10 protein-coding genes are annotated in these 15,128 nt (G+C 70.7%); 8 read left to right on the top strand and 2 right to left on the bottom strand.

From position 1 onward, the window contains the following. On the top strand, positions 1-675 hold the full coding sequence (locus N1032_RS16160; protein WP_259540211.1) for a GntR family transcriptional regulator: 675 nt from the start codon (positions 1-3) through the stop codon (positions 673-675). Here N1032_RS16160 and N1032_RS16155 read toward each other — a convergent pair. Both N1032_RS16155 and N1032_RS16150 read right to left on the bottom strand, forming a co-directional pair. Next, on the bottom strand, positions 666-2,000 hold the full coding sequence (locus N1032_RS16155; RefSeq protein ID WP_259540210.1) for an ROK family transcriptional regulator: 1,335 nt from the start codon (positions 1,998-2,000) through the stop codon (positions 666-668). The two genes, N1032_RS16160 and N1032_RS16155, sit on opposite strands and share 10 nt — an antisense overlap. Then, on the bottom strand, positions 1,997-4,186 hold the full coding sequence (locus N1032_RS16150) for an alpha-galactosidase (RefSeq protein WP_259540209.1): 2,190 nt from the start codon (positions 4,184-4,186) through the stop codon (positions 1,997-1,999). Before N1032_RS16150 ends, N1032_RS16155 begins: the two co-directional genes overlap by 4 nt. Positions 4,187-4,289: 103 nt before the next feature. On the opposite strand from N1032_RS16150, the gene N1032_RS16145 reads away from it, so the two are divergent. Genes N1032_RS16145 through N1032_RS16115 form a run of 7 tightly spaced genes read left to right on the top strand, consistent with a single transcriptional unit; the run spans position 4,290 to position 14,853 of the window. Beyond that, the gene (locus N1032_RS16145) at positions 4,290-5,243 is read left to right on the top strand and encodes a carbohydrate ABC transporter permease (protein ID WP_259540208.1); all 954 of its coding nucleotides are present in this window, start codon (positions 4,290-4,292) and stop codon (positions 5,241-5,243) included. Further along, positions 5,243-6,184 (top strand): carbohydrate ABC transporter permease, encoded by a 942-nt coding sequence (locus tag N1032_RS16140; protein WP_259540207.1) that lies wholly within the window; start codon positions 5,243-5,245, stop codon positions 6,182-6,184. The genes N1032_RS16145 and N1032_RS16140 overlap by 1 nt, the downstream gene beginning before the upstream one ends. Further along, the gene (locus N1032_RS16135) at positions 6,181-8,667 is read left to right on the top strand and encodes a glycoside hydrolase family 95 protein (RefSeq protein WP_259540206.1); all 2,487 of its coding nucleotides are present in this window, start codon (positions 6,181-6,183) and stop codon (positions 8,665-8,667) included. Before N1032_RS16140 ends, N1032_RS16135 begins: the two co-directional genes overlap by 4 nt. Next, entirely contained in the window at positions 8,667-9,620 is a 954-nt protein-coding gene (locus tag N1032_RS16130; protein WP_259540205.1) for an acetylxylan esterase, read from the top strand. Before N1032_RS16135 ends, N1032_RS16130 begins: the two co-directional genes overlap by 1 nt. Positions 9,621-9,673: 53 nt before the next feature. After that, positions 9,674-11,020: an ABC transporter substrate-binding protein gene (locus N1032_RS16125; RefSeq protein WP_259540204.1), complete on the top strand. Its 1,347-nt coding sequence runs from the start codon at positions 9,674-9,676 to the stop codon at positions 11,018-11,020. After that, a complete protein-coding gene (locus N1032_RS16120) occupies positions 11,017-12,213 on the top strand; it encodes an ROK family protein (RefSeq protein ID WP_259540203.1) in 1,197 nt (398 codons plus the stop codon). The genes N1032_RS16125 and N1032_RS16120 overlap by 4 nt, the downstream gene beginning before the upstream one ends. A gap of 54 nt (positions 12,214-12,267) precedes the next feature. Next, positions 12,268-14,853 (top strand): X2-like carbohydrate binding domain-containing protein, encoded by a 2,586-nt coding sequence (locus tag N1032_RS16115; protein ID WP_310795956.1) that lies wholly within the window; start codon positions 12,268-12,270, stop codon positions 14,851-14,853. Positions 14,854-15,128 lie beyond the last annotated feature (275 nt).

Genomic DNA, 15,128 nt, shown 5'->3' with positions numbered 1-15,128 from the left:
GTGCTCGAAGGAACCTTCCTCACAGCCCTCGATCCGGCCGCGACCGCAGCGCCCCGGCCGACCGAGGCCTATGCGAGCCTCAGGGCGCTGATCATGTCGGGCGCCATCCCGCCCGGGGAGCGCATCAACATCGAGGATGCCGCCCGGCGGCTGTCGGTGTCGCCCACGCCGGTTCGCGAGGCTCTGGCGGGCCTCGAATCGGAGGGCCTCGTGCTCAAGGTGCCACTTCGCGGTTACCGCACCACCGAGTTGCTGACCCGCGAGGAGCTCGTCGAGCTCTACGAGTTGCGTCGTCTGCTCGAACCGGATGCCGCCGCCAAAGCGGCCCGCCGGCACGATGCGGCCCTGCGCCAGGCGCTCGATGCGGAGCTCGCGACGATGAGCTCGCGGCCCGCGCCACTGCCCGCGATCGAACTCGCCGCTCACGACGAGCGCTTGCACGGCATCGTCTTCGAAGGGGCGGGCAACTCGCTCATCGCCCGCACCTATGCCCGCACGCACTGCCACCTGCACATCTTCCGGTTGTCGTATTCGGGAACCTACGGCCACCACACGGTCGACGAGCACGCCGCCATCGTGGCGGCGATCGACGCGGGCGACGACACCGGCGCCGCGGCGGCGATGCGCGAGCATCTCGACCTGTCGCTCGAGCGGGTGCTCGGCATCTACTCCTGAGGCTGCGCCCGCAGAAGGTGCGAGGCCGCCGAGCCGCCGACCATCCGTTGCAGCACCACGGCGCGCAAGGCGGCCGCCGCGGCGCCGCGCGCCCAGTCGTCGAAGGAGTGCGGCCGCAGCACGATGCGGCACTCGCCCGCCGCCCCGAAGGCGTGGGCCGCGAAGGCCGCCCGCAGGCGGTCGTCGAACAACTCGTAGTCCGACACGCCCTCGCCCGTGATCAGCACGATCTCGGGCCCGGTGAGATTCGCCACGGTGGCGATGGCGGTTCCGATCACCGTGCCGGCCAGGTCGAACACCGCGGCAGCGGCGGCATCGCCGGCATGGGCGAGGGTGACCGCCTCGGCCATCGTGACCTCGGCTCCGCGTGCGCTCGAGATCTGCCGCACGATGGCCGACGACGACGCCACCGCCTCGACGCAGCCGCGCCGGCCGCAGGTGCACACGTGCTCCTGCGACGTCAGCGGCAGGTGCCCGATCTCGCCGGCCACGCCGAATGCGCCCTCGACGACCTGACCGTTCACGTGCAGACCGCAGCCGATTCCGCTGCCGATCGTCACGATGGCGAAGGAGCCGGTGCCCACCCCCACGCCGAACCAGTGCTCGGCGATGGTGAGCGCCCGCACGTCGTTCTCGATCAGCACGTCGCGGCCGAGGGCCTCGGTCAGGAGCGCGCCCAGGGGAACGTCGGTCCAGCCGAGCAGCGCCGACTCGCGCACGGTGCCGCTCGCGGTGTCGACGTCGCCCGACACGGCGGCGCACACCGCGGCGACCCGGTCGGAGCGATCGCCGAGCAGCTCTTCCAGTCGGGAGACGACGAGGGCGACCGCCTCGGTCACCCGCTCCGGAGTGGGGTCGTCGACGTCTTGACGCGCCGAGTGCACGATGCCCGACTGCAGGTCGGTCACCACCCCGATCACCTCGTCGGGGTTCACCTTGACGCCGATGGCGAGCACCGCCTCCGGGTCGACCCGCACCGGGCTCGCGGGTCGGCCGGGCGGGCCACCGGGCGCGGGAGCGCCGCCGCCGCGCACCAGGCCGGCGGCGACGAGGGGGGCGACGGCCTTGGTGACGGCAGCCTGCGAGAGGCCGGTCGCCCGCGCCACGTCGATGCGCGCGGTCGGCCCACGGGTCAGCAGGTGCACGAAGACATCGACCGCCGCCGGCGACGCCGACCGCAGCACGGCGAAGACCGCGGCCGGATCACTCGCCGTCGTCGCGTCCACCGTGCCCGCCCTTCGCCCCGCGTGCCGGTGCAGCCCCGTCGCGCGTGTCACCCATTCTGCACGGCGGGCGGCCGGTGCGCGTGAGGCGGCGCGTGTCACGCATCCGCATCCGCCTCGCCGCCGACCCGCTGCAGGTCGAGAATGAGGGCCTGGCCGGGGTCGAGCGTGGGCAGCGGCACACCGGTGACCGCCAGGACGGCGCCCGGCAGCACCTCGGGCTCGGCCCGCGCGCGATCGAACCACTGCGGTCCTTCGCCCTGGTGGAGCGAGACCGCCCCCAGCTCGGAGCGCACGGAGACGCGGTAGTGCGCGCTCTCGTCGAGCCCGGGGAACGGAACCCGGCCGGATTGCCCGGCGGGCGACGTACCCAGTCGCACCCAGGCGAAGAGGGCGCGCGAGCCGTCGGCGGCCACACTGCCGTGCAGCAGGGTCTCGGGGTCGGCGAGGTCGGCATGCACGCGACGGCCCGAGGCGACCAGGCCGCGCATCTGCTTGTACAAGCCTGCCCAGCGCGCGAGGGCCTCGAGCTCCTCGGGCGTGCACGAGGTGATGTCCCACTCGATGCCCGCCGACGCGAACAGCGTCGTGGCGAGCCGGAACGACTGATCCGACCACCGATGCGTGGTGTGCGACCGCGGCGCGCCGACGTGCGACCCGAGGAGCTCCGGCGGCAGGAGCAGCTCCGTCCAGCGCTGGATGCGCTGGCGCTCGAGCGGATCGTTGCAGTCGCTCGTCCACACCCGGTCGGTGCGCTCGATCACGCCGAGATCGATGCGGCCTCCGCCGGAGGCGCAGGTCTCGATCTCGAGTCGCGGAAAGCGGCGGCGCAACTCGTCGAGGAGGTCGTAGAACGCGAGCGTCTGAACGTGCACCGCCGGGGCCCCTCCGCCGGCACGACGCACGGCCTCGCTGAGGTCGCGGTTGTGATCCCACTTGAGGAAGTCGATCGAGTAGCGCTGCACGAGTTCCGACATGCTCTCGAGCAGATGCTCGAAGGCCTCCGGATGCGCGAGGTCGAGAACGTACTGATGGCGGCTCGCCGACCCGAGGCCATCGGTGGGGCCGAGCACCCACTCGGGGTGGGCGCGGGCGAGCTCGGAGTCGAGGTTGACCATCTCGGGTTCGAACCACAGCCCGAACTCCATGCCGTGCCGTCTCACCGCGTCGACGAACGGCTCGAGGCCGCTAGGCCACACCTCGTGGTCGATCTGCCAGTCGCCGAGACCGGCCCGGTCGCTCCGTCTGCCCCGGAACCAGCCGTCGTCGAGCACGATGCGTTCCACCCCGATTCCCGCCGCGCGCTCGACCAGCTCGAGAAGCCGGGGCAGGTCGTGATCGAAGTACACGGCCTCCCAAGTGTTGAGCACGAGCGGCTGCGGGCCGGGCCGGCGGCGGTCGGCGCGCACGTGGTCGTGGAACCGGTCGGCGAGCCCGTCGAGGCCGGTGTCGGAGTAGCCGTAGACGACCGTGGGGGTGCGGTAGCTCTCGCCGGTGCGCAACCGCACCTCACCCGCTCGCAGCAGCTCACCGCCGCCGAGAACCGCCGAGAACGAACCCGCGCCCTCGGGCAGTCGTTCGACCCACCACTGCTGGTCGCCGCTCCAGGCCACGTGCATGGCCCACACCTCTCCCTGCCGGGCGGCGAACCCGGGCGTTCCCGTGACCAGCAGATAGGGCGAGTCGACGCCCGGCTTTCCGCGCCGCCCGTAGCGGGCGTGCACGCCGTCGGTGATCGTCGACCGCTGGGGCTCGCGCTCGCGGCTCCACTTGCCGGTGAAGTCGAGCAGCTGCTCGGCGCGGGCGGGCACGGGCATCAGGGCGACCAGGGAGCCGAGGTCGAACGGCGCGGAATCGGCCGATGCCGTCGACGTGACGACGGCCTCCCACGCCAACAGGCCCGACGGGGCGAGCCCCAGGGTCACCTCGATCGAGAGGTCGGCGACCGCGTCGTCGAAGCCCAGCACCAGGCGGTCGCCGTTCCGGCGGCTGTGCGTGAGCACCGGCCGCGAGGTGGTGGCCGACCCGTCGCGATGGCCGCTCAGCGCCGGGGTGCCCGACCAGTCGCCGTATTCGCCGGCGAGCAGGTCGAGCCGGCGCGCCGAGTCGGGCGCGTTGTGCAGCCGTGCGGTTCCGGCGGTGGCTCGGAGGGCGTCGAGCGCCCGCTCGTCGAGCTCGCCGAGGTCGCGCCCCCAGTGCAGGATCTCGGCCCGGCCGCCGGCCGTGTCGACGACCAGCGAGACCCCCGACGCGCGCAGGTGGACCGGGGGTGACGTGTCAGGGGGCATCTGAAATCTTCTCCATCGAATTATTTGACAGCATCAATTATTCCAACTTATCCTGACTCCGCAACTCGTGGAAAGCCACGAACAAGCATGGATTGGCAGATCAATGGCGATAACGGCAGCACGACGCACGACGGCGGGAGCTGTTCCGCGGGCACGGCGGCGGGGTGCGATCAATGCGCACGCCCCGGCTCATCGGCACGACGCGCGACTGGCCTGGGTGCTCATCGCGCCGGCTCTCATCGGGTTCGTCGTCTTCGCGGTGTACCCGACATTGCGCGGCATCTACCTGAGCTTCACCGACTTCAAAGTGCTCAGCCCGCCGACGTGGACGGGGCTCGAGAACTTCCAGCGTCTGCTCGGCGACCAGGTGTTCTGGTCATCGCTCGGAGTGACCGTGTACTTCGTCGTGCTGTCGGTCGTCATCGGCATGAGCCTCTCGGTCGTCACCGCCGTGGTGCTGCACCGCCTCACCTCGTCGACCGTCATCCGGGGCATCATCATCCTGCCGTTCCTGATCTCGGGAGTCGTCGCGGCGACCACCTGGTCGTGGATGCTCGACTCGCAACTGGGCATCGTCAACCAGCTCATCGAGCAGCTCACCGGTGAACCCATCCTCTTCCTCGGGTCGCGGGCCTGGGCCATCCCGTCGATCGCTCTGATCAGCGTCTGGAAGTCGATGGGATACACCGCGATCATCGTGTTCGCGGGGCTGCAGACCATCCCGCCCTCGATCTACGAGGCGGGCCGGATCGACGGGGCGAGCGAGCTGCAGATGTTCCGCCGGCTCACGCTGCCCCTGCTGCGGCCCGTGCTGGCGATGGTGCTCGTGCTGACGGTGATCGGAGCCTTCCAGGTGTTCGACATCGTGGCCGTCACCACCAAGGGCGGCCCGGCGAATGCGTCGAACGTGCTGCAGATGTACATCTACGACAAGGCGTTCGGGCAGTTCGACTTCGGCTACGGAGCCACGATGTCACTCGCGCTGTTCGCGATGCTCATCGTCATCACCTTCCTTCAGATGCGCTTGATGCGCGCGAGCGAATCGGACACCAACTGATGGTCAGCACAGCACTCGGCCGCCCGGAGGCGGTGCCCGCCCGCAAGCCCCGCGGGCGGAGCACTCGCCGCTTCAGCATCGGCAAGGGGGTGGCGTGGCTCTACATCATCGTCATCCTGGTCGTGACGGTGTTCCCGTTCTACTGGATGCTGCGCACGGCCCTGTCGAACAACTACTCCCTGATCACGAACCCCGGCTCGTTCCTGCCGGTCGACTTCACCTGGGGCGCGTTCGGCCGGGTGCTCGGCATCGCCAGCGCCGAGCAGTCGCTGGCCGAGGGCGGGTCTGGGGCGTCGATTCAGATCGCGCACTTCCTGCTCAACTCGGTGATCTACGCGACCGTGTCGACGGTGAGCATCGTGTTCTTCTCGACACTGGCGGCCTACGCGTTCTCCCGGCTGCGCTGGAAGGGCCGCGAGCTCATGTTCTCGCTGTTCCTCGCGGCATTGATGGTGCCCGGCATCCTGACGCTGCTGCCCAACTTCGTGCTGGTGAAAGACCTCGGGCTGCTCAACACCTTCGCCGGCATGATTCTGCCGGGCGCGCTGTTCTCGGCGTTCAACATCTTCTTCCTGCGCCAGTTCATGCTGGGGCTGAGTGAGGAGATCGAGGAGGCCGCCCTCATCGACGGCGCCGGGCGCTTGCGGGTGCTTTTCCAGATCACGCTGCCGATGACGTCGGGGCCCATCATCACCCTGTCGATCCTTGGTTTCATCACGGCCTGGAACGACTATTTCTGGCCTCTGCTCGTGACCAGCGACGACAGCGTACGGCCCCTCACGCTCGCTCTCGCCGTGTTCAAGCAGTCGTCGCCCCAGGCGTCGCCCGACTGGGCGGGCCTCATGGCCGCCACCCTGGTCGCGGCGTTGCCGATGCTCATCCTCTTCATGGTGTTCGGCAAGCGCATCGTGAACTCGATCGGATTCACGGGCCTCAAATGACGAGCGACGACACCCTCCGCCTGCGCTGGCAGAGCCCCGCGGCCGAGTGGGTCGAGGGCATCCCCCTCGGCAACGGCCGCACCGGCGCCATGCTGCTCGGCGACCCGGCCCGCACCCGGCTGCAGCTGAACGACTCCTCGGCCTGGTCGGGCACCCCCGACCGGCCGGCGGCAGCGCTCGACGCCCTGCTCGCCGGCGGTGCCGGGCCCGAACGCCTCGGTGAGGTGCGGGCGGCCATCGACGCCGGTGACTACCGCACCGCCGAGGAGCTGCTCTACAGCTTCGAGGGACCGTGGAGCCAGGAGTTCCTGCCGTTCGCCGATCTCGAGCTGACGACCACCGCACCGGTGGATGCCGCCGGCTACACGCGTGAGCTCGATCTCGACCGCGCGGTCGCCACCGAGACCTGGGGCGTGCCCGGAGCGCGCGTGCGCCGCACCACCTGGGCGACCGCGGTCGACGGTGTTGTCGTGATGCAGCTCGAGAGCGACGCCCCCGGCCGTCTCGACCTTCGACTCGCGCTGACGTCACCGCTCCGGGTCGATCGCACCCGCGCGAACGGGAACACCATCGCGCTCGGCCTGCGCATCCCGGTCGACGGCGCACCCCTGCACGAAGAATCCGTCGAGCAGCCGTTGCTCTACGACGACGCGATCTCGCGATCCGGCGACTACGACGCCTACGGCGCGATCGCCGTCACGGTGAGCACCGACGGCACGGTGCGGAGCGCGGATGTCGGGGACTCCGCCGAGTTGCGCATCACCGGCGCCCGCCGGCTGCTTCTGGTCGTCGGCACCGACACCACCGCGCGCTCCTGGTGGAACGGGGTGGACCCGGCCGAGTCGCGCGCCGGCGGGCGTGACGCCCTGATCGACTCCGTCGTCGACCTCGCCGAACGTGCGCGCTCCCGCCCTGCCGGGCAGCTGCTCGGCGACCACGAATCCGACGTCGCCCGCCTGCTCGGTGCCAGCACCACCCGCATCGGTCCACGGCGAGGCGGCTCCTTCGACGTCGCCACCGACATCCTGCGCGGTGACGACGACGCGCTCGTGGCCACCGTGCTGCACGAGTTCGGCCGCTACCTGCTCGTGTCGTCGTCGCGACCGGGCTCGCCGCCCGCCAACCTTCAGGGCATCTGGAACGACGAGCTGCGACCGCCGTGGTCGTCGAACTACACCATCAACATCAACACCCAGATGAACTACTGGGCTGCCGAGCCGACCGCCCTCGCGGAGTGCCACGAGCCGCTGCTGCGCCTCATCGACCGTCTGCAGCAGACGGGGTCGGATGTCGCGGCCCGCCTCTACGGCGCACGCGGCTGGGTGGCGCACCACAACACCGACCCCTGGGGCTGGGCACTGCCCGTGGGAGCCGGACACGGCAACCCGTCGTGGGCGATCTGGATGATGGGCGGTCTCTGGCTCACCGACCAGGTCTGGCAGCACTGGAACTACACGCGCGACCGCGCCTATCTCGCCGAGCAGGCGTGGCCGATCCTCTCCCAGGCGGCTGAGTTCGCGCTCGACTGGCTCGTCGACGACGGATCAGGGGGCCTCCGCACCGTGCCCTCGACGTCTCCGGAAAACCTCTTCCGTGGGCCCGACGGGCACCCCGAATCGCTCGCGCAATCGTCGACGATGGACATGGTCCTCATCGGCACCCTGTTCATCAGGGTGCGGCGCCTCGCCGCCGAGCTCGGCCTCGACCACCCGGTGCTCGGTGAGATCGCGGCGGCGCTGCCGCGGCTCGTGCCCTTCGCGGCGGCATCCGGAGGCTGGCTGCGTGAATGGGGGGAGGACCTCACCGAGGTCGATCCCGACCACCGGCACATGTCGCAGATGGTGACCGTCTACCCGCTCGGCGCGATCGACTCCGGCAGCCCCGGGCTGGCCGCCGCGGCGAAGGCGACTCTCGACCGCCGGGGCAACGGCGCGATGGGCTGGTCGTGGGCGTGGAAGATCGCGCTGCGCGCCCGCCTCGGCGACGGTGAGACGGCCCGCGAGCTCCTGCGGGAAGCGAGCGCGCCGTTCGAGCGCGACCACCGGCGGCTGGCGCCGGTCGACGGCTCGGAGTGGGGCGGACTGCTGCCGAACCTGTTCTCGACGCATCCGCCGTTCCAGCTCGACGGCAACTACGGGTTCACGGCGGGCATCCGCGAGATGCTCGTCGGCACCGCCGAGGGAGACCTGCGGCTGCTGCCCGCCCTCCCCGCCGCCTGGCGCGAGGGTGCCGTGACGGGCGCCCGGGTGCCGGGAGCCCTCGCGGTCGACCTGCGGTGGCAGGGCGGTGCGCCCGTCGAGGTGGTCGTGCGCCGGCTCGCGCCCGACGCTCCCCGGGCCGTCGTGGTGGTGTTCGGGGCGACGCGGGCGCATCTCGACCTCGTCGACGACGCGACCCGGCTGGACTGCTCCGTCTTCGACGTCGATGTCGACGTCGCCGTCGAAGGCGCCGTCGAAGGCGCCGAGCGGGCGGGAGCGCGCTGATGTGGGTCGACGCGCCGGTCGAGGTGCTGCGCGAGGTTCGCAGCGGCTCGACGGTGCCCGACGACTTCGACGCGTTCTGGGCCGACACCATCGCCTCCGCTCGCGACGCGGGCGGCGAGGTGCGGCTCAGCCCGGTGGACTGCGGGCTCCGCTCGATCGACGTCTTCGATCTGGAGTACCCCGGATTCGCCGGTCAGCCCGTTCGGGCCTGGCTCCGGATGCCGCGGGAGCGCTCTGCGGCTCTGCCCGCCGTCGTGCAGTTCACCGGCTACGGCGCGGGCCGGGGAGCCGCGATCGACGATCTGCTGCTGCCGAGCGCCGGCTTCGCGCAGCTGGTGATGGACACCCGCGGCCAGGGCGACGGCGGCACGATCGACCCCGGGTTCGGCACGGCCCCGTCGGGGTTCCTGACCCGCGGCATCACCCATCCTGAGACCTATTACTACCGGCGGGTCTACGCCGATGCCGTGCGCGCGGTCGACGCCCTGCGGGGCATCGACGGTGTCGACCCGGAACGGGTCGCGGTGGCCGGCAACAGTCAGGGCGGGGCTCTGGCCATCGCCGCGGGCGTGCTCGCGGGTGGCGTGCGCGCCGTGCTCGCCCAGGCGCCCTTCCTCAGCGACCTCCCACGCGCTGTCGGCATCACCGACCGGCATCCCTACCGCGAGATCGCCGACCTGCTCGGGCGGGCGCGGCACCTCGAACCCACGGTGCAGGCGACGCTCGCCTACGTCGACACCGTCAATCTCGCCACTCGGGCCACCGCGCCCGCGTGGTTCTCGGCCGGCCTGATGGATGACATCACCCCGCCGTCGACCGTCTTCGCCGCCCACAACGCGTGGGCCGGTGAGCGACACATCGTCACCTGGCCGTTCAACGGCCACGACGCTGGAGGATCCGCCGATCTCGCCGGAGCGCTGCGCGTGCTCCGGCGAGTGCTCGGCAGGCCCTGACCGCTGCCTCGCAGCACCCTTCCGCACCATCCGATCATGATCGAAGAGGAACCATGAGAACGAAGAAACTGATCCCCGCGCTCGCCGTGCTGGCGGTCGCCCTGCCCCTTGCCGCCTGCTCGTCGGGAAGCGGGGGAGACTCCGCCGATGGCGGCACCGTGAACTGGTGGACCTGGGACGAGAAGCAGGCGGTGTCGTACAAGGAGTGCATCGCGGGCTTCGAGGAGGAGAACCCCGGCGTCACCGTGAACATCTCGCAGTTCGGCGTCGACGACTACTTCACCAAGCTCACCGCGGGATTCGTGGCCGGCAACGCACCGGATGCGTTCCAGAACAGCGTGCAGTTCTTCGACGCCTACGCCAAGCAGGGCCAGCTCGAACCCCTCGACGGCTACATCGCCGACAGCGGGTACGACCTCGGCGTGTTCAACGTGGGCGTCAAGAACTGGCAGTACACCGACGGCAAGCAGTACGCGCTGCCGCTGGACTGGGCGGGCAGCGCCATCTACTTCAACGAGGACATGGTGACCGCTGCGGGTTACACCGCCGACGACATCGCCTCGATGACCTGGAACCCCGAAGACGGCGGAACCTTCGACGACATCGCGACCCATCTCACCATCGACGAGAACGGGGTGCGCGGAGACGAGCCCGGCTTCGACGGCACCAAGGTGGCGACCTACGGAGTGGGCAACCTGGGCACGGAGGACTACGTCGGCCAGACCACCTGGAACCCGTTCGTCTCGACCACCGGATGGCGCCTCGGCGAGCCGGCGGCCTGGGCCACCGAGTTCCGCTACGACGACCCCGACTTCGTGAAGTCGATGGAGTGGGTGCGCAGTCTGAGCGACCGCGGTATCGCGCCGAAGCTCGGCGAGTTCACCGTCGGTGACACCGAGCAGCTCGGTTCGGGCAAGGTGGCGATGTCGTCGGGCGGCTCCTGGTCGGCCACGACCTTCGCGCAGCTGCCCGGCGTCAACGTGGGCATCGCCCCCACGGTGCTCGGGCCCGACGGCACCACCCGGGCGATGATGAGCAACTCCAACGGCAACGAGATCTGGGCCGGGTCGAAGAACAAGGAGAACGCCTGGAAGTGGATCTCCTACATGGGCACCGAGGACTGCCAGACCAAGGCGGCGCTGCAGAGCGGCTCGTTCTTCCCCTCGATCCCCGGAGCCATGGACGCCGTCGCGGCCGACCAGCTCGCGAAGGGCGTCGACCTCAGCGTGTTCGTCGACGCGGCCAAGAACGGCTGCATCTACCCGGCCTACCCGTCGGCGAACGGTTCGGAGATGGGAACGACCATCCAGCCGTTGTTCGAGGCCTACTTCACGCACGAGCGCGACGACGACGTGTTCCCGGAGATGGCCGAGACGTCGAAGACCATCCTCGCCGGGTGACCATCTCCGACTCCGAGGCCGGCGTGCGGCTCGCGCTGCGCACGCCGGCCTCGGTCGACATCTTCACGCGCATCCTCACCCACGGCCCGATCGGACGCATCGACGTCGGCCGTCAGACCGGTCTCTCGCAGGCTGCCGTGACGAAGGCCGTGGCGCCGTTGCTCGCCGAGGGAATCGTGACGGCGGATGCCGAACGCCCCGTGCGGGCGACCGGACCGGCCGCGGGCCGACCGGTGCAGCCGCTGCGCGTCGTGCCGGATGCCCTGCTCGTGCTCGGCATCAAGGTGAACGTCGACGAGGTGATCGGCGTCGCCACGGGCATGACGGCGAAGGTCAGGTGGTCGGCGCACCGCACCATCGCCGACAGCCGGCCCGAGACCGTCGTCGACACGGTCTGCGCCGTGGCCGCCGAACTCATCGCCCTGCTCGGCGCCGACGCGGGCCGGCTCGCGGGGGTCGGGGTCGCCGTGTCGGGCGACGTCGACTCGGCGTCGGGCGTCGTGCGCGACTCGCCGCTGCTCGGCTGGCACGGCGTCGACCTGGCGGCGCCCTTGCGGGCCCGACTGGGCCTGCCGGTGCTGATCGACAACGACGTGCGTGCGCTCACCATCGCCGAGCACTGGTTCGGAGCCGGCATCGACTCCGGCTCGTTCGCGATCGTGACCATCGGCTCGGGCATCGGCTGCGGCCTCTACCTCAACGGCGACGTGGTCTCGGGTTCGCACGGCGTGGCCGGCGAACTCGGTCACCTGCCGCTCGCCTCGATGGAGGCCGTCTGCGTCTGCGGCCGCCGGGGCTGTGTCGAGGCGGTCGCGTCGTCGGGGGCCGTGCTGCGCGCGGTGCGGGATGCCGCCGGAGCCCCGCAGCTGACGATCGGCGACGCCGCCCGGCTCGCCCGCTCGGGCGACGAGGCGGCGATCGCGGCCTTCGACCGGGCCGGCAGGGCGATCGGCGCCGCGCTCGCCGTGGTCGCCAATCTGACCGGCCCCGACACCGTGCTCGTGGCGGGCGAGGGCATGCAGGAGTTCGAGCTCTACGAGCGCTGCATCCGGGAGGAGTTCACCGCCCACGCCTTCGGCGCCGCGGCGGACTGCGTGCTGATCACCCGCGCGCACACCTTCGACGACTGGGCGCGCGGGGCCGCCGCCTCGCTCATCCGCGCCGTCGTTCGACAGGAACTGCACCGCATCTGACGTCACCACACCACGGGCCGATCCGGCCCACCCCCAACGGAGAGGGAACGAACAATGACGAGAACATTCACGAACGGGCGGGGGGCCGCCGCAGCTGTGGCGATCGCCGCCGTGGGGGCGCTGCTGCTGGGCGCGGCCGGCGCCGCCACGGCTTCGCCGGCGCCGACGCCGACCGCGTCGCCGACGCCGACCGTGTCGCCGGCACCGACGCCGTCCGCGTCGCCGACGCCGACCGTGTCGCCGGCACCGACCGCGTCGCCGACAGCGTCGCCCGAGGCGCCCGCGGCCGCCACTCCGCCGCAGCAGGCGCCCACCCCGGAACCCGCGCTCGAGGAAGGCGACCTGGCGGCCAAGCCCTATCAGGGCTGGAGCAGCTTCAGCCAACAGGTCTACAACGACGACGGTCAGTGGATCACGGCCGATCAGATCGTCGCCCAGTCCGACGCCATGCACGAGAAGCTGCAGCCCTTCGGCTACGACCGCATCAACGTCGACGCCGGCTGGAACGGCGGTGTCGACGCATACGGCCGCCCCACCCCCAGCACCACGCTCTACCCCGATGGGCTCCAGGCCGTGATCGACCACGTTCATGGCAACGGGCAGAAGTTCGGTCTCTACTTCATTCCCGGCATGGGCCCCGACACCTACGAGGCGGCGCTGCCCATCTACGGCGGCGACGGATGCACGACGCACGACATCGTGAAACAGCCCCTTCAGCAGGCGGACTACTGGAACATCGGCTACCGCATCGACTTCTCGAACCCGTGCGCCCAGATCTACATCGACTCGATCGCCGACCAGCTCAAGGCGTGGGGCGTCGATTTCGTCAAGTTCGACAGCGTCACCCCGGGCTCCGGCATCAGCGACGGTTCGCTCGACGCGCGCGACGACGTGGCCGCCTGGTCGACGGCGCTGCGGGAGCGCGGCATCTGGTTCGAGCTCTCATGGGCTCTCGACATCGCCTACGCCGACTACTGGAAGGAGAAGGCCGACGGCTGGCGGGTGGACTGGGACGTCGAGTGCTACTGCGGCAGCGACGCCTTGACCCAGTGGGCGAACATCGAGCGCCTCTTCCCGAAGATGGCCGAGTGGTGGCGTCACGCGGGCCCCGGCGGGTGGAACGACCTCGACTCGCTCAATGTGGGCAACGGCCACATGGACGGGCTGACCCGCGACGAGCGTCGCACCGCGACGACGCTGTGGGCCATCTCGGCCGCACCGATGTACATCGGCAACGACATGACGCAGCTCGACGACTTCGGTCTCAGCCTGCTGACGAACCGCGACGTGATCGCGGTGCAGCAGAACGGCGCGCCGGCTCAGCCGGTGTCGACCGCGACCAACCGTCAGGTCTGGTACGCGCTGAACGCCGACGGCACCTACACCGTGGCGCTGTTCAACCTCGGCCGCACCGATGCCGACATCACGGCGAACTGGAGCGACATCGGGCTCGACGGAGCGGCGGAGGTGCGCGACCTCTGGCAGGGCAAGAAGCTGGGCTCGTTCGACACGTCGTTCACCGGTGAGGACATCCCGATCCACGGCGTGCGCCTGCTGCAGGTGACGCCGAAGAAGGGCGCGCAGCTCACCGTGAACGACGACTCGCTGCGGGTGGCCTACGACGGCGACTGGTCGCGCAACGGCGACCGTCAGGTCGCGGCCGTCACCCAGCCGCTCACCGTGGCGACCATCGACTCCTCCACCGGCGAGGGCGAGCCCGCGGCACCGAGCGACGGACGCAGCGTCGTGCTCGATGACGACGACCCGGGCATCGTCTACTCGGGCTCCTGGAGCCACAGCACGAACCGGGGCCTCGGCGACCACGGCGACGACGTGCACTACACCGAGACCAACGGCGACGCGTTCCAGTACGTCTTCCAGGGCACCGGCATCGACTTCGTCACCGAGACGCACGAGTCGCAGGGCACCGCAGAGGTCTACCTCGACGGCGCCCTGGTGCAGACGGTCGACGCCCACCTCGACCCGAGCGCCGGCCGGGGCGTGCAGCAGACCCTCTACAGCGCCTCGGGGCTGGCCAATGGTTCGCACACGCTGCGCATCGTGAAGACCTCCGGGTCGTACATGCTGCTCGATCGCCTGAACGTCACCGTCGAGAGCCTCTTGAGCACGGGTTCGGCCACCTTCGACCGCGCGGCGCCCGCCGACCTCACGGTCGACGTGCTGCGCGCGCCGAGCGAACTCACCGGAGTGAGCCATGACGGCACGCCGCTGACCGAGGGCACGGACTTCGTGCTCGACGGGAGCTCGGTGACGATCTCGGCGGCCTACCTCGCGGCACTGCCGATCGGGCAGATCAGCCTCGAGTTCTCGTTCCGGGGCGATCACCACGACGACGTGCACGCGACCACCACCGACGGAGACTTCGCCACCTTCACGTTCACCGGCACGGCCGTGTCGTGGATCGGTGCGGTCGCCCCCGACCAGGGTCTCGTACACGTCTACGTCGACGGCGCGTTCGTGCAGACGGTCGACACCCACGCCGACGCGCGTCTCGTGGGGCAGGAGCTCTTCACCGCCGACGGACTGAAGAACGGCGACCACACCGTCACCGTGGTGAAGGCGTCAGGAGAGGTCATGCGCTCCGACGTCCTCGCCTACACGGTCAAGAAAGTGAAGTAGCGGCGGCGCCCCCGGGCCCCTGCCCCTCCCCCGGTCGGGTCGGACGGGCGCGCGCTCGGGAGGCTCTTCGCCCTTCGGGAGGCCGATGTGGCCTCCCGAACGGGCCGGCGCGTGTGGCGGCCTCCCGAGCGATCCCACGCCACTGGGCGCCGGGAGGCCGTTCCCCGTTTGGGAGGCCGCTGTGGCCGCCGGAAGTCGCGGATGGCGCGTAATGGCCTCCCGAAGCCGGGCCGTCACCAGCAGAGGCCCCTGGTCGGGTCGGCGGTGCGTTCGGG

It is taken from the genome of Herbiconiux daphne (assembly GCF_024979295.1).
GTDB lineage: Bacteria > Actinomycetota > Actinomycetes > Actinomycetales > Microbacteriaceae > Herbiconiux > Herbiconiux daphnes.
This window is presented reverse-complemented; position numbering and strand designations above follow the sequence as displayed.

What these genes read in the sequence shown, in the direction of transcription:
- N1032_RS16115 (WP_310795956.1), top strand. Translation starts at nt 12,268, where the DNA reads ATGACGAGAACATTCACGAACGGGCGGGGGGCCGCCGCAGCTGTGGCG.
- N1032_RS16150 (WP_259540209.1), bottom strand. Translation starts at nt 4,186, where the DNA reads ATGCCCCCTGACACGTCACCCCCGGTCCACCTGCGCGCGTCGGGGGTC.
- N1032_RS16140 (WP_259540207.1), top strand. Translation starts at nt 5,243, where the DNA reads ATGGTCAGCACAGCACTCGGCCGCCCGGAGGCGGTGCCCGCCCGCAAG.
- N1032_RS16135 (WP_259540206.1), top strand. Translation starts at nt 6,181, where the DNA reads ATGACGAGCGACGACACCCTCCGCCTGCGCTGGCAGAGCCCCGCGGCC.
- N1032_RS16130 (WP_259540205.1), top strand. Translation starts at nt 8,667, where the DNA reads ATGTGGGTCGACGCGCCGGTCGAGGTGCTGCGCGAGGTTCGCAGCGGC.
- N1032_RS16145 (WP_259540208.1), top strand. Translation starts at nt 4,290, where the DNA reads ATGGCGATAACGGCAGCACGACGCACGACGGCGGGAGCTGTTCCGCGG.
- N1032_RS16125 (WP_259540204.1), top strand. Translation starts at nt 9,674, where the DNA reads ATGAGAACGAAGAAACTGATCCCCGCGCTCGCCGTGCTGGCGGTCGCC.